This is a genomic window from Allobosea sp. Root483D1, assembly GCF_001429505.1.
Taxonomy (GTDB): Bacteria; Pseudomonadota; Alphaproteobacteria; order Rhizobiales; family Beijerinckiaceae; genus Allobosea.
The window spans coordinates 1,206,031-1,224,377 of sequence record NZ_LMJW01000022.1 but is presented as its reverse complement, the minus strand read 5'-3'; the positions used below and the strand labels follow the sequence as shown (position 1 = coordinate 1,224,377).

Genomic DNA, 18,347 nt, shown 5'->3' with positions numbered 1-18,347 from the left:
CTGTTCGAATTCGAGATTCTTTTTCATGATGATCATCATGATTGAATTTACATGATCATGATCATATAAAGAGTCAAGGCCGGATTTCTGGATTTCGAAGGAGCGGATCGATGCGGGTCAGCCGCGAGCAGATGGCGGAGAACCGCGAGCGCATTCTCGACACGGCGTCGACGATGTTTCGCGAGCGCGGCTTCGATGGGGTCGGCGTCGCCGATGTGATGAAGGCGGTCGGCCTGACCCATGGCGGCTTCTACGGGCATTTCTCGTCGAAGGACGACCTTGCTGCCCAGGCGCTCGGGCGCGCTTTCGTCCATTCCAATCGATGGGCCGCCGAGGCGAAATCGGCGGAGCCAGAGGCGCCGCTGCAGGCGATTGTCAGCCGCTATCTGTCGCCCTCGCATCGCGACGATCCCGGGCAGGGCTGTCCGGTGGCGGCGCTCGGTTGCGATATTGCGCGCCAGGGCGAGGCCTCGCGCCTGGCCGCGACGGAAGGGGTGCGCGCGGCAATCGCGGGCCTGTCCGCCATCGAGCCCGGCGCAACCGCGGATGAGCGCAGGACGAGCGCTATTGCGAACTACGCCACCTTGGTCGGCGCGCTCGTCCTCTCCCGCATGGTCGACGACGCGGCGTTGTCGGACGAGATCCTCGCCGCGGCGGGGGCTGCGCTTCAGTCCGCGGAGGCGTGACGGGCGCCACGCTCGGTGTTGTCCCGCCTTGTTTGCGCCATTGCCGCAATGCACCTAGATTCGATCGGGCTGCAGTTCGACCCGGCTAAGAGCGCGAATCGAGGATCGGCATGAAGACGTATCGCGGCGGGATCGCAGGCCTGGCGGTGATGGCGGCCACGGGAGCCTGGGCGCAGACGCCGGCTTCGGCGGAGCGCGTCGTGCTGGTGCCGCATCGGGCGGTCTACGATCTCGTGCTCGACGACGGCAAACCCTCGCGCGACATCACCACGGCGCGCGGCCGCATCGCCTTCGACTTCTCCGGCGATGCCTGCGACGGCTACGCGCTCTCCTTCCGCCAGGTCACCGAACTGACCAGCGAGGGCGGGCCCCGCGTGATCGACGCGCGCACCACCAGCTTCGAGGAAGGCGACGCCAAGAGCTATCGCTTCAAGACCGAGAGCTCGACCGCCGGCGCGCCCGCCGACGTCGTCGACGGCACGGCCAAGAAGAGCGAGGCCGGTTACGAGGTCAATTTGCGCGCTCCCAAGGCCGAGACGCATCGCGAGGCGAGCGCCGCGATGTTCCCGAACGAGCAGATGAAGGCGGTGATCCAGGCGGCGCGCGAGGGCAAGAACACCTTCAATGTCCGCCTCTATGACGGCGCCAACAGCGGCAAGGACGTCTACGACACGCTCTCGGTGATCGGCCGCAAGATCGCAAAGGCGCCGGCCGAAGCGCCGCTGCAGAAGCCGGAATTCGAGAAGCTCGCGCGCTGGCCGGTGACGATCTCTTATTTCAAGGTCGGTTCGGGCGAGAGCACACCGGCTTACACCGTTTCCTTCGAGCTCTATGAGAACGGCGTCACCGGCGCGATCCGGCTCGATTACGGCTCGTTTGCGCTGCGCGGCACGCTCACGCGTCTGGATCTGCTTCCGGCGAGCGGCTGCTCGAAGTAACCCTGCGCCTGTCGCGCAGCGACAGGCCCTTCTCGATCGCGGCGTCGCCGAATTTGGCGCGGACCTTGTCGAGGGCGGTTTCCATCGCCTTCAGCTTCGGGGTGTGCAGGTCGGCAAGGTCGCCGCGATCGGCTTCGGACGGGTCGGAGAAATCGCTCATGCCGATGCCGATCAGCCGGTAGCGCGGCCCGGTGCATTCGCGCCTGAGCAGATCGCGCCCGGCGGCGAAGAGGCGCGCCGCGAGCTGGCTCGGCTCGGGCAGTCGGACGGCGCGGGTGATCAGGTGGAAATCGTGGGTCTTGAGCTTGAGGGTCACGGTGCGCCCGGCGAGCTCCTGCGCCTTCAGGCGCCGCGAGGTCTTCTCGCAGAGCCGCCAGAGGATCGGCTCCAGTTCCTCGAAGCGGGCGAGGTCGACGTCGAGCGTCGTCTCGGATGAGACGGTCTTGGCCTCGTGCTCGACCGTGACCTTGCGCGGGTCGATGCCGAGCGCGAGGTTCCTGAGGCGTGGCCCGTCCTTGCCGACCAGGCGATAGAGCGTCGCGATCTCGGCCTTGGCGAGGTCGCCGATGACGCGGAAGCCCGATTGCGCCAGCTTGGCCGCACCGGCCTTGCCGATGCCGGGGATCATGCCGACCGGCTTCTGGGCCAGGAAGGCGACGGCCTCGGCCTGGCCGATGATCGCGAAGCCGCGCGGCTTGTCGAGATCGGAGGCGACCTTGGCGAGGAATTTGGCGTAGGAAAGCCCGACCGAGATGGTGATGCCGATCTCGTCCTCGATCCGGCGCTGGAAGCGGGCGAGGGTGAGCGCCGGGCTGGCATGGTGGAGCCGCTCGGTGCCGCCGAGGTCGAGGAAGGCCTCGTCGATCGAGAGCGGCTCGACCAATGGCGTCAGCTCCTGCATCAGTTTGCGGACCTGACGGCCGACCGCGACGTATTTTGCCATGTCCGGCTTGACCACGACGGCTTCGGGGCAGGCCTTCAGGGCCTGGAACATCGGCATGGCCGAGCGCACCCCGGACATGCGGGCGATGTAGCAGNCGTCGCGCTTCTCGATCGCGGCGTAGAAGGCGTCGCAGTCGATATGGGCGAGGTGGAGGCTGTCGCGCTCGGCATGGCGGAGCAGCCGCGGCGAGCCGCAGGCAGGGCAGCGGCGCGCCGGCGCGGCGGCTTCGTCATGATCCTGCAGGCAGTCGCGGCACAGCACCCGGGCAGAGACGGCCGGGCCGCCCGGGCCGCTCACGGCTCGAAGGCTTCGGGCGGACCGGCCAGGACTTCGCGCGCCTGCGCGAGCAGGTCCGGATTCAAGCTCAGATTTCCGGCAAACTCGAGCAGCAGCGAATCGCTGGCGCAGAGATGGTCGAGCACGCCGAGGAGGAAACCGGGCTCCTGCGCGGCGCTGCGCAGAGTGGTGGGGCCGAGGCCGGTGACAGCCAGGAAGGGCTCGAGGCGCTCGGGCTCGGAGGCGAGGAAGGCGAGTGCCTTGAGCGCCAGCGTCTGCGCTTCCTCGCTGGTGATCGGGTGCGGCATGGCTATCTATCTATAATCGGCGAGTCTGGGTTCAGGTTTGCGTTTCGTCAACTGCTCGCATGTTAAGCCTAGCACTGAACGCGGCCGACAGCCTGGAAAATCCGGCGCACTGGACAACCGGGGCTGTACGGACTGGGGGATAGATGAAGAAGACGGTTCTGATCGTCGAGGACAACGAGCTCAACATGAAGCTCTTCAACGACCTGTTGGAGGCTCATGGCTATGCGACGCTCAAGACGGCCGACGGCATCGAGGCGATCGAGCTGGCGCGCACGCACCATCCCGACCTCATCCTGATGGACATCCAGCTGCCGGAAGTGTCCGGGCTGGAGGTGACGAAATGGATCAAGGAGGACGATGCGCTGAAGTCGATCCCCGTGATCGCGGTCACCGCCTTTGCGATGAAGGGTGACGAGGAACGCATCCGGGAGGGTGGCTGCGAGGCCTATATCTCCAAGCCGATCTCGGTGGGCAAGTTCCTCGAGACGGTGCGCGCCTATGTCGGCTCGGCCTGAAGGGAAGCGCTGAGCCATGTCCGCACGGGTGCTGGTCGTCGATGACATTCCCGCGAATGTGAAGCTGCTCGAAGCCAAGCTCGGCGCCGAGTACTTCGACGTCGTCACGGCGATGAACGGGATCGATGCGCTGGAGATCTGCGAGCGCGGCGAGACCGACATCGTCCTGCTCGATGTGATGATGCCGGGCATGAACGGGTTCGAGGTCTGCCGCCGGCTGAAGAGCAGCGCGACCACGGCGCATATCCCGGTGGTCATGGTGACGACGCTCGACCAGCCGAGCGACCGGCTGAAGGGGCTTGATGCCGGCGCCGATGACTTCCTGACAAAGCCGATCGACGACATCGCCCTGTTCGCGCGGGTGCGCAGTCTGGTGCGGCTGAAGTCGGTGACCGACGAACTGCGCCAGCGCGCGCTCGCCTCGCGCCAGCTCGGCATCGCCGATCCGCTGGCGGCCGCCGCGGCGGAAACCGGGCTCAACGGCCGCGTCCTCTTGATCGAGGATCGGCCGCTGATCGCCGAACGGTTGACCCAGGCGCTGTCGGCCTTCCACTCGATCGAGACCGAGCCGGATGCGCAGACGGCGCTGACCCGCGCCGCCGAGGGCGATTTCGAGATCGTGCTGGTGAGCCTGGATTTGAAGGATTACGACGGCCTCCGACTTTGCAGCCAGCTGCGCACGCTCGAGCGGACCCGCAATCTCTCGGTGCTCCTGCTCGGCGAGGCAGCGGACAAGTCCCGCGTGCTGCGCGGGCTCGAGATCGGCGCGCATGATTTCCTGGTCCGGCCGATCGACCGCAACGAATTGCTGGCGCGGGCGCGGACTCTGGTCCGTCGCAAGCGCTTCGCCGAGCGGCTGCGCGACAGCGTGCAGTCCTCGATGGAAATGGCGGTGATGGATCAGCTCACCGGCCTGCATAATCGCCGCTATCTCGACAGCCGGCTTTCGACCCTGTTCGACGAGTCGGCGCTGCGGGCGCGGACGCTCTCGCTGCTGGTGCTCGATGTCGATCGCTTCAAGGCGGTCAACGACAGCTGGGGCCATGATGCCGGCGACGAGGTGCTGCGCGAATTCGCAGACCGGGTGCGCACCTGCACGCGCGGCATCGATCTGGTGGCGCGCATGGGCGGCGAGGAGATCGTCGTCGTGCTGCCTGACACGGCGCTCGACGCGGCACAGGCGGTCGCCGAACGGATCCGCAAGCGGGTCGAGGGCGAGCCTTTCCAGATCCAGCGCGGGCAGCGCGCGATTTCCGTGACGGTGTCCATCGGCGTCGCCAGCCGGCGGGCGGGTGATGGCGGGCCGGTCGAGATGATGAAACGGGCAGACGAGGCGGTCTACCGGGCCAAGGCCGCGGGCCGCAATCGCGTCATCGTCGCCAGCGCCGCCTGAAGGGCAGGGGCGCCGGGCCGGTAAGGTTTCCAAGTAGGGTTAAGTTTCGATGAATATTGGTGAATCAATCGGATTCGATTGATTCGAGGGGGCTTCCACGTAGGGTGATTTCCAAGAGAACGGCTGCTGAGCAGCCGTCCGGAACGCCCTTCGGCAGCCCAGGTTCCGCCGCATCTCCTGGGTCACCGCTGGGCTCGGCCGGTCGATGGCGGGATCCTGGCCTCCTCAGCCCCGTCGTCGGCCGGCCACCTTGTTTTTGGGTGTAGCGAGCCCCGGCGCCTGCTTCAGTGCAGGTAGCGCTCGATCACCTCCGGCACCCAGTAGCCGAGCAGGCCGATGCCGACGAGCAGCAGCAGAAGCAGCAAGGCGGCCCTCAGCCGGTGCGTCCAGCGGCGCGACTCATCGACCTCGACGATCAGGCGCAGGAAGCCGCGCACCAGCCCGCCCGGGCGCGGTGGTGGTTCGGCTGAATCTGGGCCGGTGTTCAAAAGGCGCTCCTGCGGATGGCACGGGCAGTGCCGCGCGGGCAGGCTAGAAGATCGAAGCCCTCGGCGCCAGCGGCGAGCGAAGAACTGGAAAGCGCCGACGGCGTTCAGGCGTCGGGCGAGTTTATGGGCGAGTACCGCTCAGGGATTAGACGGCCTAGCTATGCAGAGCATCAACCGTCGTCATCTCATGCTAATCTGACGACGATTCGTATGCCCTGCTTTTCGGCTGCGAAGTTGCTGGCCTGACATCCTCGCCAAGGAGCGACCCATGCGTCTCATCGCATCGGCGCTCTGCCTCGCGCTGTTGTCGTGGGGCGGAGGGCCTGTTCACGCGCATAGCTGGTACCCATACGATTGCTGCAGCGACCGCGATTGCTGGCCGATGGGCCTCGACGCCGATGCGCGCGAGCCGGAGCCGCGCATCGTTCCGGGCGGATACCTTACCCATGACGGGCATTTCGTCGCGGAGCAGAATACGCGGGTCTCAAAGGACGGGCGCTTTCACATCTGCCGCAGTGGCGGAATGCTGACCGGCACGGTGATCGCGCCGTCACAGCGGCCGTTCTGCCTGTTCGTGCCGAAGCCGGCGTTCTGAGCGGACGCAGGCTTGGAAAGCCGGGGTAGCCCGGTGGCGGTGCAACGTCGGGGCGATTGAATTTGCCTCGCCATGGCGCAAATGTGTGTTGCCTGGAAGGCTACCGAAGACCGCGAGATCCTGCCTTGCCGTCATCTGCAATGCAGGTAGCTCGCTGCCCGGTATCGAGACGGACGGAGGCATCGGCCATGGCGGAGAACGGCAATCATGAAGCGCTGGACGATCTGATTGCGCTCCTGCGCAGGCAAATCTCCGACCTGACGGAGCAGGCCACCGCCGCCTCCGGCTCGGGAAGCGAGGAAAGGCTGTCGGACCTGCTCAACGAGAAGCAGGACCGGCTCAACGCGCTGCTGACGGAGCGCGCGGCCGGCCAGACGTGACGGCCGTCACGGCTCGGACCGTGAAGGCCCAGGGCCGCTCCCGAGCCTGGTTTCAGCGCGTTGGAGCCGGGACCGCCTTATTCGCCGGAGGATCGGCACGAGGACGGTGCGGGGGCGGGTGTGGATTATCGAGCCCGGGCCGATCCGCTAACCTGTCGTGATGAGCTACGATTCTACGGCCGATACGCTGCGCCATATTCGCCGCGTTCAAGAGTTGCTCGCGGCCTGTGCCGCGGAGCTTGCCCGCCGTGGCGAGGTCCACGATGCCAGCAAGCTCGGGCCGGCTGAAAAGCCTGCGCGCGATGCCAATCCGCCCAATTTCGAGCATCGCTTCGGAGATCCGCATGTCCGCTCCGAGGAGATGAAGCATGCCATTGCGAGCCATCACGCGGTCAACCCGCATCATCCCGAGTTCTACGGGGAGCGCGGTGTTGCGGGCATGGACCTGTTCGACCTCGTCGAGATGTTTTGCGACTGGAAAGCAGCGGGCGAGCCATACCGCCATGACAGCATCGCCAAGGGCATCGAGATCAACAGCAGCCGTCATCGCCTCGACCCGCAACTGCGCGCCATCCTGATCAACACGGCGCAGCGCCTGGGCTGGATGTAGGCGAGCCTTCTTCCAGCGGACACCGGCAAACGAAAAAGCCGCCCCGAACAGGGCGGCTTTTTGCGTGGAAATCCAGTCAGTTAAGGCGGTTGGCCTTACTTGATCTTGGTTTCCTTGAACTCGACGTGCTTGCGCGCGATCGGGTCGTACTTCTTCTTCGACATCTTCTCGGTCATGGTGCGCGAGTTCTTCTTGGTCACGTAGAAGAACCCGGTGTCCGCGGTCGAGATGAGCTTGATCTTGATGGTCACGGCCTTGGCCATGGGCGAGCCCTCGAATAGATGGGGCCGCCTGGGCCCGCGCAAAAAACAAAACGGCCGGGCGAACCCGGCAATCCGATGGGCGGGGAATGCCGTATCGGCGCTGGCAAGTCAAGGAATATCGGGCGGGGGACCGGATTCTCCGCCACCGTTTGCGTCAGAGCAACTCGCGCACGAAGCTGCCGCGCTTCTCCCAATAGAACGGAACCGGCAGATGCGGGCCGAATCCGGCCTTCAGCCGCTCCTCCACCTCGGCGATGATCACCTTGGTGATGGTCGGCAGGTCGAGCTCGCGCGCCTCGTCGAAGGTCACGGAGACGAGGTCGATGAGCTCCGAATCGGGACCGATCACGCCCTCGACCTTGCCAGCGACGGCGCGGGCATCGACGGCGAAGAAGCGCGTGTCGAAGCGCTTGGGCCGGCGCGGCGGCGTGATGGCGCGGGCGACGAAGGTGATCGCGCCGAGATCGGGGAAGATCCCCTTGGCGGCGAAGTCGGCCCAGACGCCCTCGGGCGAATTCTCGGGGGAGCCGTAATCGGCGTTGCCGAAGAGCAGGCCTGTCTCCTCGAAGGTCTCGCGGATCGCGGCGAGCGCCAGGGCACGGCCGCGCTGGATGCTCGGGCGCACGCAGCGGGCGAGCAGGCGCTGCTCGCAAGGGGTGGAGAGGGCGCCGGTCGCGGCCATGCGGCGGTCGCCCGCCTCGATGCGGCCGCCCGGGAAGACGTACTTGCCCGGCATGAACTTGTGACCGGGATGGCGCTTGCCCATCAGCACCCTGGGCTTCTTCCCGGAATGATCGAGGATCAGCATGGTCGCGGCGTCGCGTGGGCGCAGGTTGACGTTGGTGCGCGCCCGCTCGGCCTGGGTCAGGGTGATGGTGTGGTCGCTCATCGGCCCCCCACGGCCTTCATGGCGGGCTGGCGCTCGGGCTTGGGCATGGCGCCGCCGAAGCCGTGCATGCGCAACGCCCACTGCAGGCCGATGACCGCGCCCTTCGCCGGCTGCATCAGGACAAGGCTCAGCACGACAGTCAGCGGCAGCCAGACCCAGAGGTGCAGGGCGATCGACCAGTCGCTGTACTTCTCGGCCAGCAGGATGCCACCGACCACGACATGGGCGACGATGGTGATGACGATATAGGGCGGCAGGTCGTCGGCGCGCTGGTGGTGCAGGGTCTCGCCGCAGGCCTGGCAGGAATCGACCGGCTTCAGGAAGGCGCGGAAGAGCCGGCCCTCGCCGCAATGCGGGCAGCGGCCGAAGAGGCCGCGACGCATAGCCTGACGCCAGTCGCGAGCCTGGACCGGCTTGGGTTGGTGACAATGTATGGACATGGGATGTCTTCGTTAATGCGGGGCGTCAGCGCTTGCGGCCCGATCGTTTGGGCGGGGGGCGGCCCTGCTTTCGCCCCATAGGTAAAGCAGGCCGTGACCTTTTGCCAGAGCGGTCGGATGTCGCGGGCCTGCCCTCTGTGAGCAACTCGAATCGCAGCGCGCCCGCAACAGGGGCTGCCTCGACCAGTTTGACATGGACGCGGTCGCCGAGGCGCCAGCTTTCGCCGGTGCGATCGCCGACCAGCGCATGGGCGCGCTCGTCATGGCGGTAGTAGTCGGCGCCCAATGTCGAAGCCGGGATGAAGCCGTCGGCGCCGGTACCGTCGAGCTTGACGAAGAGGCCGGCGCGGTTGAGCCCGGCGATGCGGCCGTCGAAGCTGGAGCCGATCTGGTCGGCGAGGAAATGCGCGATCAACCGGTCGGTGGTCTCGCGCTCGGCCGCCATGGCGCGCCGCTCGGCCGCCGAGATCCGAGTCGCGACCTCGCGCAGTTCGGCGAGCGTCGTCGCTTTCGGCAGGCCGTCATCGCCGAGCTTGAGGGCCGCGACCAAAGCGCGATGCACGATCAGGTCGGCATAGCGCCGGATCGGCGAGGTGAAATGGGCGTAGCGGCGCAGGTTGAGGCCGAAATGCCCGTAATTCTCGGCGACGTATTCGGCCTGCGCCTGTGTGCGCAGCACGACCTCGTTCATCAGCAGCTCGTTCTCCGAGCCCTTGATCATGGCGAGGATGCGGTTGAACAGCACCGGCCGCAGCGCGGCGTCCTTGGGCAGCTTGATCCCGATCGAAGCCAGCACCTCACCGAGCGCCCGCATCTTCTCGAGCGAGGGCTCGTCATGGCAGCGATAGATCAGCGGGCTCTTCGCCTTCTCCAGCGTCTCGGCCGCGGCGACGTTGGCGAGGATCATGAACTCCTCGATCAGCCGGTGCGCGGCCAGCCGCTCGGGAACGATCACGCGGGTGACCTTGCCATTGGCGTCGAGGACGAGCTTGCGCTCGGGCAAATCGAGATCGAGCGGCTGGCGGGCGTCGCGGGCCCGCGCTGCCGAGCCATAGGCGGCCCAGAGCGGCATCAGGATGCTGTCACGGATCGGCGTGGTGGTGTCGTCCGGCGTGCCGTCGATCGCGGCCTGCGCCTGCTGGTAGGAGAGCTTCGCCGCCGAGCGCATCATGATGCGGTGGAAAGAGTGGCTCTTCTTCGAACCGTCGGCCTTGAGGATCAGGCGGACGGCGAGGGCAGGGCGGTCCTCGCCGCCGCGCAGTGAACAGAGATCGTTGGAGATCCGCTCAGGCAGCATCGGCACGACACGGTCGGGGAAATAGACCGAGTTGCCGCGCTCCAGCGCCTCGCGGTCGAGTGCGGAGCCGGGGCGGACGTAAGAAGCGACGTCGGCGATGGCGACGGTGACGACATGGCCGCCGGGATTGTCGGGATCGTCGTCCGGTGCGGCATGGACCGCGTCGTCATGATCCTTGGCATCGGCCGGATCGATGGTGATCAGCGGCAGGGTGCGCCAATCCTCGCGGCCAGCGAGCGTGGCCGGCTTGGCGGCTTCCGCCTCGGCGATCGTCGCCGGCTGGAACTCGTTCGGGATACCGTGGGCGTGGATCGCGATCAGCGAGACCGCGCGCTCCGACTTCAGCGAGCCGAGTCGCTCGCGCACCCTGGCCTGAGCCGGTCCGAATCGGCTTTCGCTGGCGAAGGAGACTGAGACGAGATCGCCATCCTCGGCGTTGCCGGTTTGGCCTTTGGGAACAATCGCCTCGCGTCCCTGCGACTTCTTGTCGACGGGGACGAGCCGGCCAGAGCCGTCGGGGAGGGCGCGGAAGATGCCGAGCACCTGCGCCTTGGCCTTGCCCATGACCTTGAGGGTGCGGCCGGACCATTGATAGCCTTCCACGCCGCGCAGCTTCGTCAGCTTGAGCAGGACATGGTCGCCGACGCCGGGGGCAGCCGCGGCCGGGGTCTTCGGCGTGCGGCGAAACTCGCGCTGGCGCTCGAGCAGGATCTTCGGCGCCTCGCCTTGATCAGTCTCGTTCCATTCTAGCGGGACCGCGATGAGGTCGCCCTCGCGGTCGCGCGTCTTGATCTCGCAGAGCAGGACGGCGGGCAGGGCCGCATGTGGGCTGACCGGGCCGGCGCCGCCGTTCTCCTCCAGCTCCAGTTCGCGCAGCAGGCGCTTCAGCCAGATCTTGCCGCCGCCATCGAGCTGGAAGGCCTTGGCGATGTCGCGCCGGCCGGGCTCGCGGCCGGCGGCACGCTCCTCCTCGATAAAGGCGAGGATGGCGTCGCGGGAGGGGTCGGCGTCGGAACGGGACAAAGGCTTGGGCCTCGTCAGCAGCGGCTGGGCGCAAAAGACATGGAGGGTTTCTGCCATGCCACGGCCAAGGGCGCCAGAACGGCCTGTGCAGAACTGCTCCCCGAAACGGAGAAGGGCTGCCCTTGCGGGCAGCCCTTCCATTGCCGAACCGCAGCCCCGGTAACAGGGCTAGGCGTTGCGAAAACTCACGCGGAACCGAACCCCTCATGGGATGAGACCAGGCCACGCAGTCCCCGCGACAGCGGTTGATGACAATGAGACACTGGATCACCTCCTTTCAGTTGTTACCGACAAGGAGGAGGCTAGGGTGATTCCGTCGCCGCCGTAAATGGCAAAGATTCGGCGGCTCACAGCTCGCCTGACTGCAATAAAATCAGGCATTAGGCCGGCTTCGGACGTCGCTGCCCATTTTATGGGCGAGCGATCTGCTCACTGAGTGGTCACAAGCCGCCGCCGCGCATGATGTTTGCGCGAGATGGCGTCTCGCCGGCAGGAAATCGCTTCGGAAAGCGCCCTGAACACGCCTTGTTGCGGCACTGTGACGGTCTCGCACCGGGTTGGCACGTCGCTTGCGAACCTCCCCGCCAGCTGGAACGGCAGCTGGCGCCCGGCAAGGGCGTGGTCAACAGGGACCTCAGGGGACATCGCAGTGAAACTCACTCGTCGCACGGTCATCGGCGCCGCCTTCGCAGGCGCTACGGTTCTCTCCTCGCTGCTGCCGGCGGCGGCGCAAGAGACCATCAAGGTCGGCATCCTGCACTCGCTCTCCGGCACGATGGCGATCTCGGAGACGACGCTGAAGGACGTCATGCTCATGCTCATCGAGGAGCAGAACAAAAAGGGCGGCGTGCTCGGCAAGAAGCTCGAGGCGGTCGTGGTCGATCCCGCCTCTAACTGGCCGCTCTTCGCCGAGAAGGCGCGCGAGCTGATCGTCAAGGACAAGGTCGCGGCCGTGTTCGGCTGCTGGACCTCGGTGTCGCGCAAGTCGGTGCTCCCGGTCTTCAAGGAGCTGAACTCGATCCTGTTCTACCCCGTCCAGTACGAGGGCGAGGAGAGCGAGCGCAACGTCTTCTACACCGGCGCCGCGCCGAACCAGCAGGCGATCCCGGCCGTCGACTACCTCGCCAAGGAAGAGAAGGTCGAGCGCTGGGTCCTCGCCGGTACCGACTACGTCTATCCGCGCACGACCAACAAGATCCTGGAGGCCTACCTTCTCGCCAAGGGCGTGAAGAAGGAGGACATCCTGATCAACTACACGCCGTTCGGCCATTCCGACTGGCAGACCATCGTCTCGGACATCAAGAAGTTCGGCACGGCCGGCAAGAAGACCGCCGTGGTCTCGACCATCAACGGCGATGCCAACGTGCCGTTCTACAAGGAGCTCGGCAACCAGGGCATCAAGGCGACCGACATCCCGGTCGTGGCCTTCTCGGTCGGCGAGGAAGAGCTCGCCGGCATCGACACCAAGCCGCTGCTCGGTCATCTCGCCGCCTGGAACTACTTCCAGTCGGTCAAGACGCCCGAGAACGAGGCCTTCATCAAGCAATGGAAGGCCTACAAGAAGAACGAGAAGGCCGTCACCAACGACCCGATGGAGGCCCATGTCATCGGCTTCGCCATGTGGGTGAAGGCCGTCGAGAAGGCCAAGAGCTTCGATCCCGACAAGGTCATCGACGCGCTGCCCGGCATCGAGGCGCCGAACCTGACCGGCGGGATCTCGAAGATGCTGCCGAACCACCACATCACCAAGCCGGTGCTGATCGGCGAGATCAAGGCCGACGGCCAGTTCGATGTCGTGTCGAAGACCGGCCTCGTCGCCGGCGACGCCTGGTCGAAGGAGCTCGACGGCTCCAAGGACCTGGTCGGCGACTGGGTCGAGAAGAAGTGCGGCAACTTCAACGTCAAGACCGGCAAGTGCGGCGGCGGCGCCTGAGCTGAAGAGGGGGAAGGGCGGCACGGTCGGAAAGCCCGGCCGCCCTTCGAAATTGCCTGAGCATGCCGCCGGATCGTCCGGCGGCATGCTGGACAGCCGACCAGCCAATCGAAGCGAGACATGCGGATCCTCTCCAGCCTCTTGCGCATGCTTGCGCTCGCGATGACGCTTGCGCTCATGCCGGCCATCGCATCCGCGCAGAGCACCGACGACGCCTTCGCCCGGCTCGGCGCCGACAGCTTCTCGGACACGGCGCGCGCCATCGACATCCTGGTCCAGAGCGCGCATCCGAATGCCGGGGTGGTGATCGAGGCGCTGGCTGACGGGCGCCTGCTCGCCGGTGGCGGCGCGGTCGTGGTCAAGACGAAGGAAGGCGGCTTCCTCGACGCGCGGACCGGGCAGGCGCTCACCGCCCAACCGGCTGGCGTCAACCCGGTCAGGCTCAACAACAATGTCCGGCGGGTGATCCAGGGCGCGCTCGGCGGGCTCGGGCTGATCAATCCCGATCCCGGCAAGCGCATCGCCGCTGCCGAAGCTGTCTTTCGGGCGCGCGACGTTACGGTGCTGCCGGTTCTGGAGGCGGCCATCGCCAAGGAAACCGACAACCGGGCGCGCCTTGCACTCAGGCAGGCGCAAGCTGCGATCCTGATCGCCAAGACCGACGCGCCGCCGTTCGACCGCATCGCTGCCGTCGACGTGCTGCGCGAGCGCGGCGACCAGGATGCGCTGGCGACGCTGCGGGCCCTGCCGGGCGACGCCTCGCCGGGGTTGAAGGAGGCCCAGGCGCGCGCCATTTCCGAGATCGAGGGCAGGCTCGCTCTGTGGCGGGCCGGCCAGAACCTCTGGTACGGGCTCTCGCTCGGCTCGGTGCTGCTGCTCGCCGCGATCGGCCTCGCCATCACCTTCGGCGTTATGGGCGTGATCAACATGGCCCATGGCGAGATGGTCATGCTCGGCGCCTACACCACCTTCGTGGTGCAGGAGTTGATCCGCACGCACGCGCCGGGCCTGTTCGACTGGTCGCTGGCGATCGCGATCCCGGCCGCCTTCATCGTCGCCGGCGCGGTCGGGGTCGCGATCGAGCGCGGCGTCATCCGCTTCCTCTATGGAAGGCCGCTGGAGACGCTGCTCGCGACCTGGGGCATCAGCCTGATCCTGCAGCAGGCGGTGCGCACGACCTTCGGCCCGACCAATCGCGAGGTCGGCGCGCCAGCCTTCATGTCCGGCGCTTTCGAGCTCGGCGGGCTCGCCATCACCTGGAACCGGCTCTGGATCATCGTCTTCGCGGCCCTCGTCTTCGCGGCGCTGCTCGCCATCCTGAAGCTGACGCCGATGGGCCTGCAGATGCGGGCGGTGACGCAGAACCGGCGCATGGCCTCGGCTATGGGCATCCGCACCGGCCGGATCGACGCGCTGACCTTCGGGCTCGGCTCGGGTGTCGCGGGATTGGCCGGCGTCGCGCTCTCGCAGATCGACAATGTCAGCCCCAATCTCGGCCAGAGCTATATCATCGACAGCTTCATGGTCGTGGTCTTCGGCGGCGTCGGCAATCTTTGGGGCACACTGATCAGCGCCATGAGCCTCGGCGTCGCCAACAAGCTCCTGGAGCCTTACGCAGGCGCCGTGCTCGGCAAGATCGCGCTGCTGGTCTTCATCATCCTGTTCATCCAGAAGCGCCCGCGCGGCCTGTTCGCGCTCAAGGGCAGGGCGGTGGAAGCATGATCACCCGCTTCCTGCTCTCGAACATGGACAGGCGGGGCCTCGTCTTCCTCGCCCTCATCGCTGCGATCGGGTTGCTGGTGCCGCTGGCCAACCTGCTGATGCCGGCGGGCTCGCCCTTGCATGTCTCGACCGCGACCATGTCGCTCTGGGGCAAGTATCTCTGCTACGCGCTGCTGGCGATCTCGCTCGACCTGGTCTGGGGCTATTGCGGCATCCTCTCGCTCGGCCACGGCGCCTTCTTCGCGCTCGGCGGCTATGCGATGGGCATGTACCTGATGCGCCAGATCGGCTCGCGCGGCGTCTACGGCAATCCGGTGCTGCCCGATTTCATGGTGTTCCTGAACTGGCAGGAACTGCCCTGGTATTGGTACGGTTTCTCGTCCTTTCCCTTCGCCATGCTGATGGTGCTGCTGGTCCCCGGCCTGCTCGCCTTCGTCTTCGGCTGGTTCGCATTCCGCAGCCGCGTCACCGGCGTCTATCTCTCGATCATCACCCAGGCGCTGACCTATGCGCTGCTGCTCGCCTTCTTCCGCAACGACATGGGCTTTGGCGGCAATAACGGCCTGACCGACTTCAAGGACCTGCTCGGCTTCAACGTCCAGGCCCAGGGCACGCGCGCGGCGCTGTTCGCGATGACCTGCGTGATGTTGATCTCCGGCTTCCTGATCGCGCGCGGCATCGTCTCGTCGAAGCTCGGCAAGGTGGTGATCGCGATCCGGGATGCTGAATCGCGCACGCGCTTCCTCGGCTACCGGGTCGACCGCTTCAAGCTCTTCGTCTTCACCGTCTCGGCCTGCATGGCGGGCGTTGCGGGGGCGCTCTACGTGCCTCAGGTCGGCATCATCAATCCGAGCGAATTCGCCCCGGCCAATTCGATCGAGACGGTGATCTGGGTCGCGGTCGGCGGGCGCGGCTCGCTGGTCGGCGCGGCGCTCGGTGCTGTGGTGGTCAACTGGGCCAAGACAATGTTCACCTCGGGCTTCATGGCGCCGTACTGGCTGTTCGCGCTCGGCGCGCTCTTCGTCTTCGTCACCCTGTTCATGCCCAAGGGCATTTTGGGCACCGCGCAAGGCTGGTGGGAGAGCCGCAAGCGGCCCGCGCCCGTGCCAGCGGCCGAACCGGCTCCGGCGGAGTAATTGGTATGAACGCTCCCACACCCGGCGCGCTGACTTCCTCGCTGCTCTATCTCGACGGTGTCAGCGTTTCATTCGACGGCTTCAAGGCGATCCGCGGCCTGTCGCTCACCATCGAGCCCGGCGAGATGCGCGCCATCATCGGCCCGAACGGCGCCGGCAAGACGACGATGATGGACATCATCACCGGCAAGACGCGGCCCGACGAGGGCACCGTGATGTTCGGCGGTTCGGTCGACCTGACCAAGCTCGACGAGGCGGCGATCGCCAATCTCGGCATCGGCCGCAAGTTCCAGAAGCCGACGGTGTTCGACTTCCACACGATCGAGGACAACATCCTCCTGGCGCTGAAGTCGAAGCGGACAGTGCTGAAGACGCTGTTCTGGCAGACGGAAGGCGCCCAGCAAAAGCGGATCGACGAGATCCTCGGCATCGTCAAGCTTGCCGACAAGCGCGAGCGGCTCGCCGGCTCGCTCTCGCATGGCCAGAAGCAGTGGCTCGAGATCGGCATGCTGCTGGCGCAGGACCCCAAGCTCCTGCTCGTCGACGAGCCGGCCGCCGGCATGACCGATGGCGAGACGGCGCAGACAGCGGTGCTGCTCAAGGAGATCGCGAAAGACCATTCCGTGATCGTGGTCGAGCACGACATGGGCTTCATCCGCGAACTCGGGGTGAAGGTCACGGTACTCCACGAGGGCTCGGTATTGGCGGAGGGGCCGCTCGATCAGGTTAGCGCCAATGAGCGAGTCGTCGAAGTCTATCTGGGGCGCTAAGCATGATCGTGCATTGCCTTCTGATCCCCCTCGGCCGTCATCCCGGACAAGCGGCAAAGCCGCGCCGATCCGGGATCCATGCCGGAACCGTTCAGGAATGGATCCCGGGTCTGCGCTCCGCTCCGCCCGGGATGACCCGCGTGGTTTCCCGTAAAGTTATGGCGGAGCCCGTCTCATGTTGAACGTCGAAGCCATCGATCTGCATTACGGCGCGGCGCAGGCGCTGCGGCGGGTCTCGGTCAGCGCCGAGATCGGCAAGGTCACCTGCGTCATGGGCCGCAACGGCGTCGGCAAGACCTCGCTGATGCGTGCCATCGTCGGCCAGCAGCCGATCAGCGGCGGCAGGATCAGTTTCGGCGGTGAGGACATCTCGACCCTGCGTACCGAGGACCGGGCGCGCGCCGGCATCGGCTTCGTGCCGCAGGGCCGCGAGGTCTTCCCGCTGCTGAGCGTCAAGGAGAACCTGGAGACCGGCTTCGCGCCTTTGTCGCGCAAGGAGCGCTACATCCAGGATGAGCTCTTCAACCTATTCCCCGTGCTGAAGTCCATGCTGGGCCGGCGCGGCGGAGACCTCTCGGGCGGCCAGCAACAGCAACTCGCCATTGCGCGAGCGCTGGTCACCCGACCCAAATTGCTGGTTCTCGACGAGCCGACCGAGGGCATCCAGCCCTCGATCATCAAGGATATCGGCCGCGCCATCGATTATCTGCGCCAGCGCGGCGACATGGCGATCGTGCTGGTCGAGCAGTATTTCGACTTCGCCCGCGACCTCGCCGACACGATGTTCGTGATGGACCGCGGCGAGGTCGTGCTGGCCGGGCCGATGGCGGAGCTCGACGGAGCACAGGTTCAGAGATTGATTCAGGTGTGAGGGTCAGATCCGCTGATCAGGAGTCAGCGGGTCCGATGCAGCCTCGGTTCAAGCTGCGAGGTCGCGCGCCGCGAAGACCTCCTTCGCCGCAAACAGTCCGTTGAGCGCCGCCGGGAAGCCGGCATAGACTGCCATCTGGATCAGGATCTCGGTGATCTCCTGGCGCGACAAGCCGACGTTCAGCCCCGCCTCGATATGGACCTTGAGCTGCGGCTGGGCATTGCCCATCGCGGCGAGTGCCGCAATCGTCGCGATCTCGCGGGAGCGCAGGTCGAGACCCGGCCGGCAGTAGATGTCTCCGAACGAGAACTCGAATACGTAATTTGCGAAATCGGGTGCGATGTCGGCGAGCGCTGCGATCACTCTGTGGCCGGCCTCGCCATCGATCTCAGCGAGGGCCCGCTTGCCGCGCTCCAGCCTGCTGGTTTCGACGTGTGAGTTGATGTGCGTCATGGTCTTCGATCCTCTTCTCGATGTCGGCATAGCCGGCGATCTTGGTGTCGAGGACGAGAAGGCAGGCTTCGAGTTCGGCGACGCGAGCGCGAACCTGCTCGCGGTGCCGTTCCAGCAATGCACGACGCTCGGCTTCCGAGCCGGAGCCCTTTTCCCGCGAGGCGGCATAGCGCAACATCTCGCGGATCGGCATGCCGGTGGTCTTGAGCCGACCGAGGAATTCGATCCAGGTCAGGATCGAGGCGTCGTAGTCGCGCTGGCGTGACCGATCCCTGTCGGCATAGGGCAGCAGCCCGATCCGCTCATAATAGCGGATCGTATGGGCCGACAGTCCCGATCGCCTTGCCAGTTCACCGATCTTCATGGCCGCCTTCTCATCACGATGCCGGGGAAGCTACGAGTTCGAGTGCACTCTAAG

At 66.2% G+C, this 18,347-nt stretch carries 21 protein-coding genes and 1 pseudogene; 12 read left to right on the top strand and 10 right to left on the bottom strand.

Going from position 1 to position 18,347, the window contains the following annotated elements:
- Positions 1-110 precede the first annotated feature (110 nt).
- Together ASE66_RS28485 and ASE66_RS28480 are read left to right on the top strand one after the other, a co-directional pair.
- Positions 111-686 carry a TetR/AcrR family transcriptional regulator gene (locus tag ASE66_RS28485; RefSeq protein WP_057193077.1) on the top strand — a complete coding sequence of 192 codons (576 nt, stop codon included), beginning with the start codon at positions 111-113 and terminating at the stop codon, positions 684-686.
- 110 nt (positions 687-796) lie between these two features.
- Positions 797-1,624 (top strand): cell envelope integrity EipB family protein, encoded by an 828-nt coding sequence (locus tag ASE66_RS28480; protein ID WP_057193075.1) that lies wholly within the window; start codon positions 797-799, stop codon positions 1,622-1,624.
- Here ASE66_RS28480 and ASE66_RS28475 read toward each other — a convergent pair.
- The 3 genes and pseudogenes from ASE66_RS28475 to ASE66_RS28470 all read right to left on the bottom strand — a co-directional run bounded on the left by ASE66_RS28475 (position 1,581) and on the right by ASE66_RS28470 (position 3,151).
- Positions 1,581-2,654 carry a DNA polymerase IV gene (locus tag ASE66_RS28475; RefSeq protein WP_320409793.1) on the bottom strand — a complete coding sequence of 358 codons (1,074 nt, stop codon included), beginning with the start codon at positions 2,652-2,654 and terminating at the stop codon, positions 1,581-1,583. The two genes, ASE66_RS28480 and ASE66_RS28475, sit on opposite strands and share 44 nt — an antisense overlap.
- Before the next feature lie 8 nt (positions 2,655-2,662).
- A pseudogene (locus ASE66_RS33495) lies at positions 2,663-2,864 on the bottom strand (hypothetical protein); the annotation flags it as partial.
- A complete protein-coding gene (locus tag ASE66_RS28470) occupies positions 2,861-3,151 on the bottom strand; it encodes a DUF3572 domain-containing protein (protein WP_057193072.1) in 291 nt (96 codons plus the stop codon). The pseudogene ASE66_RS33495 and the gene ASE66_RS28470, both read right to left, overlap by 4 nt.
- Positions 3,152-3,294: 143 nt before the next feature.
- Here ASE66_RS28470 and ASE66_RS28465 point away from each other — a divergent pair, with 143 nt between their 5' ends.
- Both ASE66_RS28465 and ASE66_RS28460 read left to right on the top strand, forming a co-directional pair.
- Positions 3,295-3,666, top strand: a complete 372-nt coding sequence (locus tag ASE66_RS28465; RefSeq protein WP_057193070.1) for a response regulator — start codon at positions 3,295-3,297, stop codon at positions 3,664-3,666.
- Positions 3,667-3,682: 16 nt separating this feature from the next.
- Positions 3,683-5,059 (top strand): PleD family two-component system response regulator, encoded by a 1,377-nt coding sequence (locus ASE66_RS28460; protein ID WP_057193068.1) that lies wholly within the window; start codon positions 3,683-3,685, stop codon positions 5,057-5,059.
- A 284-nt stretch (positions 5,060-5,343) separates the two neighbouring features.
- On the opposite strand, the gene ASE66_RS28455 is transcribed toward ASE66_RS28460, so the two are convergent.
- A complete protein-coding gene (locus ASE66_RS28455; RefSeq protein ID WP_057193066.1) occupies positions 5,344-5,547 on the bottom strand; it encodes a hypothetical protein in 204 nt (67 codons plus the stop codon).
- Positions 5,548-5,815: 268 nt separating this feature from the next.
- Between ASE66_RS28455 and ASE66_RS31660 the strand changes: the two genes are divergently transcribed.
- The 3 genes from ASE66_RS31660 (at position 5,816) to ASE66_RS28440 (ending at position 7,132) form a co-directional block, all read left to right on the top strand.
- Positions 5,816-6,142 (top strand): hypothetical protein, encoded by a 327-nt coding sequence (locus ASE66_RS31660; RefSeq protein WP_244495084.1) that lies wholly within the window; start codon positions 5,816-5,818, stop codon positions 6,140-6,142.
- 188 nt (positions 6,143-6,330) lie between these two features.
- Positions 6,331-6,522: a hypothetical protein gene (locus ASE66_RS28445; RefSeq protein ID WP_057193063.1), complete on the top strand. Its 192-nt coding sequence runs from the start codon at positions 6,331-6,333 to the stop codon at positions 6,520-6,522.
- Between the two features lie 160 nt (positions 6,523-6,682).
- Positions 6,683-7,132 carry a DUF5662 family protein gene (locus tag ASE66_RS28440; RefSeq protein WP_057193061.1) on the top strand — a complete coding sequence of 150 codons (450 nt, stop codon included), beginning with the start codon at positions 6,683-6,685 and terminating at the stop codon, positions 7,130-7,132.
- Positions 7,133-7,227: 95 nt separating this feature from the next.
- Here the strand turns inward: ASE66_RS28440 and rpmG are convergent, their stop codons facing one another.
- The 4 genes from rpmG to rnr all read right to left on the bottom strand — a co-directional run bounded on the left by rpmG (position 7,228) and on the right by rnr (position 11,065).
- Entirely contained in the window at positions 7,228-7,395 is a 168-nt protein-coding gene (rpmG, locus tag ASE66_RS28435; RefSeq protein ID WP_057193060.1) for a 50S ribosomal protein L33, read from the bottom strand.
- A 154-nt stretch (positions 7,396-7,549) separates the two neighbouring features.
- Positions 7,550-8,284, bottom strand: coding sequence for an NUDIX hydrolase (locus ASE66_RS28430; RefSeq protein WP_057193058.1), 735 nt, complete (start codon positions 8,282-8,284; stop codon positions 7,550-7,552).
- Positions 8,281-8,667 carry a DUF983 domain-containing protein gene (locus ASE66_RS28425; RefSeq protein ID WP_413814295.1) on the bottom strand — a complete coding sequence of 129 codons (387 nt, stop codon included), beginning with the start codon at positions 8,665-8,667 and terminating at the stop codon, positions 8,281-8,283. The genes ASE66_RS28430 and ASE66_RS28425 overlap by 4 nt, the downstream gene beginning before the upstream one ends.
- An 82-nt stretch (positions 8,668-8,749) precedes the next feature.
- Complete coding sequence (rnr, locus tag ASE66_RS28420) at positions 8,750-11,065, bottom strand: ribonuclease R (RefSeq protein WP_057193483.1); 2,316 nt, start codon at positions 11,063-11,065, stop codon at positions 8,750-8,752.
- 652 nt (positions 11,066-11,717) lie between these two features.
- Between rnr and urtA the strand changes: the two genes are divergently transcribed.
- The 5 genes from urtA (at position 11,718) to urtE (ending at position 17,476) form a co-directional block, all read left to right on the top strand.
- On the top strand, positions 11,718-12,977 hold the full coding sequence (urtA, locus tag ASE66_RS28415; protein WP_244495102.1) for an urea ABC transporter substrate-binding protein: 1,260 nt from the start codon (positions 11,718-11,720) through the stop codon (positions 12,975-12,977).
- Between the two features lie 120 nt (positions 12,978-13,097).
- Positions 13,098-14,699, top strand: coding sequence for an urea ABC transporter permease subunit UrtB (gene urtB, locus ASE66_RS28410; RefSeq protein ID WP_057193053.1), 1,602 nt, complete (start codon positions 13,098-13,100; stop codon positions 14,697-14,699).
- A complete protein-coding gene (gene urtC, locus ASE66_RS28405; protein WP_057193052.1) occupies positions 14,696-15,835 on the top strand; it encodes an urea ABC transporter permease subunit UrtC in 1,140 nt (379 codons plus the stop codon). The genes urtB and urtC overlap by 4 nt, the downstream gene beginning before the upstream one ends.
- 5 nt (positions 15,836-15,840) lie before the next feature.
- Entirely contained in the window at positions 15,841-16,605 is a 765-nt protein-coding gene (gene urtD / locus ASE66_RS28400) for an urea ABC transporter ATP-binding protein UrtD (protein ID WP_057193051.1), read from the top strand.
- A 175-nt stretch (positions 16,606-16,780) separates the two neighbouring features.
- Complete coding sequence (gene urtE, locus ASE66_RS28395) at positions 16,781-17,476, top strand: urea ABC transporter ATP-binding subunit UrtE (RefSeq protein WP_057193050.1); 696 nt, start codon at positions 16,781-16,783, stop codon at positions 17,474-17,476.
- Between the two features lie 48 nt (positions 17,477-17,524).
- On the opposite strand, the gene ASE66_RS28390 is transcribed toward urtE, so the two are convergent.
- Together ASE66_RS28390 and ASE66_RS28385 are read right to left on the bottom strand one after the other, a co-directional pair.
- Positions 17,525-17,929, bottom strand: a complete 405-nt coding sequence (locus ASE66_RS28390) for a carboxymuconolactone decarboxylase family protein (RefSeq protein WP_057193049.1) — start codon at positions 17,927-17,929, stop codon at positions 17,525-17,527.
- Positions 17,865-18,293, bottom strand: a complete 429-nt coding sequence (locus ASE66_RS28385; RefSeq protein ID WP_057193048.1) for a MerR family transcriptional regulator — start codon at positions 18,291-18,293, stop codon at positions 17,865-17,867. The genes ASE66_RS28390 and ASE66_RS28385 overlap by 65 nt, the downstream gene beginning before the upstream one ends.
- Positions 18,294-18,347: the final 54 nt, after the last annotated feature.